The 4,021-nt window shown below is 63.2% G+C and carries 4 protein-coding genes; 1 reads left to right on the top strand and 3 read right to left on the bottom strand.

Annotated features, from left to right (window positions below; all coding sequences use genetic code 11):
* Positions 1–56: 56 nt before the first annotated feature.
* The 3 genes from EOA27_RS25705 to EOA27_RS25695 form a co-directional block, all read right to left on the bottom strand.
* Positions 57–1,061 carry an ABC transporter permease gene (locus tag EOA27_RS25705; RefSeq protein ID WP_126081264.1) on the bottom strand — a complete coding sequence of 335 codons (1,005 nt, stop codon included), beginning with the start codon at positions 1,059–1,061 and terminating at the stop codon, positions 57–59.
* Positions 1,058–2,044, bottom strand: coding sequence for a substrate-binding domain-containing protein (locus tag EOA27_RS25700; RefSeq protein ID WP_126081265.1), 987 nt, complete (start codon positions 2,042–2,044; stop codon positions 1,058–1,060). The genes EOA27_RS25705 and EOA27_RS25700 overlap by 4 nt, the downstream gene beginning before the upstream one ends.
* Positions 2,045–2,444: 400 nt before the next feature.
* Complete coding sequence (locus EOA27_RS25695; protein WP_126081266.1) at positions 2,445–3,089, bottom strand: MarR family winged helix-turn-helix transcriptional regulator; 645 nt, start codon at positions 3,087–3,089, stop codon at positions 2,445–2,447.
* Positions 3,090–3,210: 121 nt separating this feature from the next.
* Between EOA27_RS25695 and EOA27_RS25690 the strand changes: the two genes are divergently transcribed.
* On the top strand, positions 3,211–4,021 hold an 811-nt coding region (locus tag EOA27_RS25690; protein ID WP_127257574.1), incomplete at its 3' end, for an MFS transporter.

Genomic DNA, 4,021 nt, shown 5'->3' with positions numbered 1-4,021 from the left:
GCTCAGTCCCTGGCAGGCGAGGATCGCCTCGGAAGGCGCGATGTGATTGACGGTGCTCATTTCTGATATCGCATGATCAGCGCCGCCAGGACCACGATCACGCCTACGGCAAGTGGTTGATAGAAGGCCGAGACGCTGAGCAGCGTCAGCCCGTTGACGAGGGCCGTCAGCATCAGCGCGCCGATGGCGGGTCCCAGGATGCTGGCGCGGCCGCCGAACAGGCTGACGCCGCCCAGCACCACGGCCGCCACGGAGTTCAGGAGCAGGCTCGTGTTGATCTGCGGCTCGGCCGAGCCGATGCGCGCCACCAGAAGGATCGACGCGATGCCGGCGCAGAAGCCGGAGATCGTATAGGCGGCGATCTTGACCCGGTTCGTGCGAATGCCGAGCGCGCTGGCGCTCTCTGCCTGGCCGCCGGTGGCAAGCAGATGCACGCCGAACCGCGTGTGGTAGAGCGCAACATGCGCGACAAGGACGGCCGCGATCGCCACCCAGACCGGATAGCCGAACGGCCCGAGATAGCCTGACGCGAGCTTGAGCAGGAACGTCGAGCCCACCATGGTCGGCTCGCCGCCGGACAGGATGAGGCCAAGACCAGTAATACCGGAGAGCGTGCCGAGCGTCACGACGAAATCGGGAATACGCCCGGCGGTGATCAGCACGCCGTTGATGAAGCCGATGGCGCTGGTGGCGAGCACCGCGAGCACACAGGCGGCGAAGATGCCGAGACCCGCCGCATTGACCAGGCCGAGGATGACCGCGCCAAGCATGACGGAGGCTGCGAGCGAGAGGTCAATGCCGGACGTGGCGACAACGAAGGTCTGACCGATCGACAGCACCACCAGGATCGCGGCGGCAAGCAGGATCGCCTGCATGTTGGCGACGCTGAGGAAGACTGGCGAGGTGACGCCGAACAGGATGACGAGACCGACCAGGCCGACGACAGATGCCCAGTCGGCCCAGAAGGAAGGATCGATGAGGAGAGCCGCCAGGGAGGGACGGCTCTCCTCGTGGACGCCCGCCTGTCGGGAGGCGGGCGCGTTGTCGGCTGGAAGGCTCACTTCAGCATCTCGCGCAAGGGATCCGGATAGTCGCCGCCTGGACGCGGGAAGTTCTTCAGCGAGGCTTCCGCATTGTCCTTGTTGATGAGGAGCACCGGCGCAGGCACGTTGGCGGGGAGTTCCTTACCCATTGCGGCAAGCTTGCACGCCTCGACGCCCATTGCGCCGACCACATAGGGGTATTGCGCGACGGTGGCCGTGAGTTCGCCGGCGGCGACCGATTTCAGAGCGTCGACAATGCCGTCGAGGCCGATCACCTTGACGTCCTTGCCGGACGTCTGCACGGCTCGCTCGACGCCGAGCGCCATGATGTCGTTGGCGGCAAAGAAGCCGGCGAGATCCGGATGCGCGGCCAGGATGTCGGTGGCAGCAGTCAGCGCCTTCTCGCGATCCCAGTCGGCGCTCACCATAACCACCACTTCCAGCTTGCCCTCGACCGCCTGCTTGAAGCCCTTGATGCGGGCGTTCGAGCCGACGTCGCCGACGATACCGGCAATCAGCGCCACCTTGGAGCCTTTCGGCACCAGCTTCAGCATCTCCTCGCCGGCCAGCGCGCCGGCGGCGACGTTGTCGGTGCCGATATAGGTCGAGACGGCGAAGCCCGCGGCCTTGGCCTGTTCGGCATCGATGGTCGAGTCGATGTTGACGATCGGCTTCTTCTTCTGGGCGACCGGCACCAGCGCCTGCACCAGGTTGGAGACGCTGATCGGATTGACCAGGTAGCAATCGTAATCCTGCAGGGCCATGGCTGTCAGCTTGTCGGCCTGCCCCGTCGCATCGCCCATATTGGCGGCCGCCTGCACGGTGACACCAACGCCGTCGGCCTTGGCCTGTTCCTCGATGCCCTTCTGCATGGTCTGGAAGAACGGATTGTCGAGGCCTTTGACGATCGCCGCGACCTTGGCGTCTTCGGCTTGCGCGGGCACGGCAAGCGGCGTGGCAAGCAGCCCAGCGCCGAGCGCCAGGCAATTGAACATGCGCATATATCTTCCTCCTCCGGATTTTTGATTGTCGGCTCGTTGTTCTGCGAACGGCATGGCTGACGAAACACACGCGAGCCCGGGGCTTGCGTTGGAAAGACAAGCTGGTGCGCGCACAAGGCGCCCGGTTCGGGTTTCTTTCATATCAGGCGTTGCTCCTCCCAGAGCGCTGATGATATCACATCAGCGTTATCGCATGTTTGGAAATAATTTTACGTACGTCAAGAATTAAAATGGAGCACAGTGCATTTTAATGGGCTCGGCGTCTGTGACGTGCCGCCATTGTGTCTTTAGCAGACGGAGCTCCGAAGACCACGCTTGCGCTCGACCAAAGCGATCGAACCGGCGATCATCGACGACCACACGGTCCGCTGTTCGGAAATGGCTGCTCGTGGCTCGCCGGCTATTTCGCCTGGGGGAGCGACGGCTCCGTCTCGTCCATCATCTGTTTGACGGCATCGGCTGACCTGCGCATCTCCGCTTCGTCCATGGCCCAACCGGCGAAGCGTTCCAAAAGGGCGGCGAACGTCACAAGGTCCTGCTCATTCCACTGCGTCAGCGATCCAGCAAAAATCCGCCATTTGGTCTGGCGCACCGCCGTCACGAGGCGCTCGCTCTTGGCGGTGAGCTTGAGGCAAATTCGCCGGGCATCGAGCTGCGATGCGACGCGGAAGGCGTAACCGCGCTCGACGAGATCCGCGGAGATGCGACTGGCACGGGAGGGATCGATTCCCATGCGCTCGGCGATGACGCCGACCGTCACCTCGTCCTGCGGGGTGTCGCTGGCGACCGCGCTGAGCGCGATGATCGCATCGAGATGACTCAATTCCAGCGAGGGGTCGATGCGGGCCAGGATCAAACGGCCGAAGTCCCGGCGCTGGACCGAGCGGCGCACCTTGCTCATCACCGCATCGATGGCCGCCACAGCCCCGGCTGCCGCTTCGGACAGGCCATGGCCGCGCGCCAGATCGGCGAGATCCTGATCGCCTCGCGTCTGGCACAGGTTGGAAAATCGGTCCGGCTTGCCCGGCTCGGCATCGTTGCTCATCCCGCAGCGCGCTAGCAAAAATATATGCCGATGTCAATTGTATGCTAAATAGCATATATTTGACGTTGACATACATCTGCTGTGAGCACATAAACCGCGCCCTAGCCCTTGGAGATACGCGATGAGCCTTGACTCAACTCTTCCGGATGCGCCGCCCGTGGAGGCCGAAGCCAGGCCCGCTCTTACAACATTGATCGTCTATTGCGGTGCGCTGGTTGCCATGTTCATGGCCACCATCGACATGCAGATTGTCGTCACCGCCTTGCCCACCATTGCCGGAGAGCTCGGCAACCTGCATCTGTTTGGCTGGGTGGGTGCCGCCTATCTGCTCTCTACCGCCGCGGTCTCGCCGTTCTACGGCAAGCTTGGCGATATGTATGGTCGCAAGAATGTCGTCCTGACGGCCATCGGCCTGTTTGTGCTGGGCTCGCTGGTCTGCGGCATGGCATGGTCGATGGAGAGCCTGATCGCCGCTCGCGTGCTCCAGGGCATCGGCGGCGGCGGCCTGATGGTTTCCGCCTTCGCCATGATCGGCGAATTGTTCTCGCCGCGCGACCGCGCCAAGTACCAGGGTTACAGTTCGGCGGTGTTCGCGCTGTCCTCGGTGCTCGGCCCGTTGGCCGGCGGCTACATCACCAGCCTGTTCGGCTGGCGCTGGGTCTTCCTGGTCAATCTGCCGATCGGTATTATCGTTATGGCGGTGCTGGCATTCGCCATGCGCAGCCGCTTCAACGAGAAGAAGCACCATGTCGACTATCTCGGCGGCGCACTGCTGGCCATCGGCACGACGGCCATCGTCTATTGGGGCTATCATGTGCTTGATCCCTCTGGGCCGGACACATTCACCTTCGTGCTGCCGCTGCTTGCGCTGGTCGCAATCATCTTGTTCATCATGGTCGAACGGCGGGGCGGGGGGCCGATTGTGCCTTTGC

This window comes from Mesorhizobium sp. M2A.F.Ca.ET.037.01.1.1 (assembly GCF_003998075.1).
In the GTDB taxonomy this organism is placed as follows: Bacteria; Pseudomonadota; Alphaproteobacteria; order Rhizobiales; family Rhizobiaceae; genus Mesorhizobium.
This window is presented reverse-complemented; position numbering and strand designations above follow the sequence as displayed.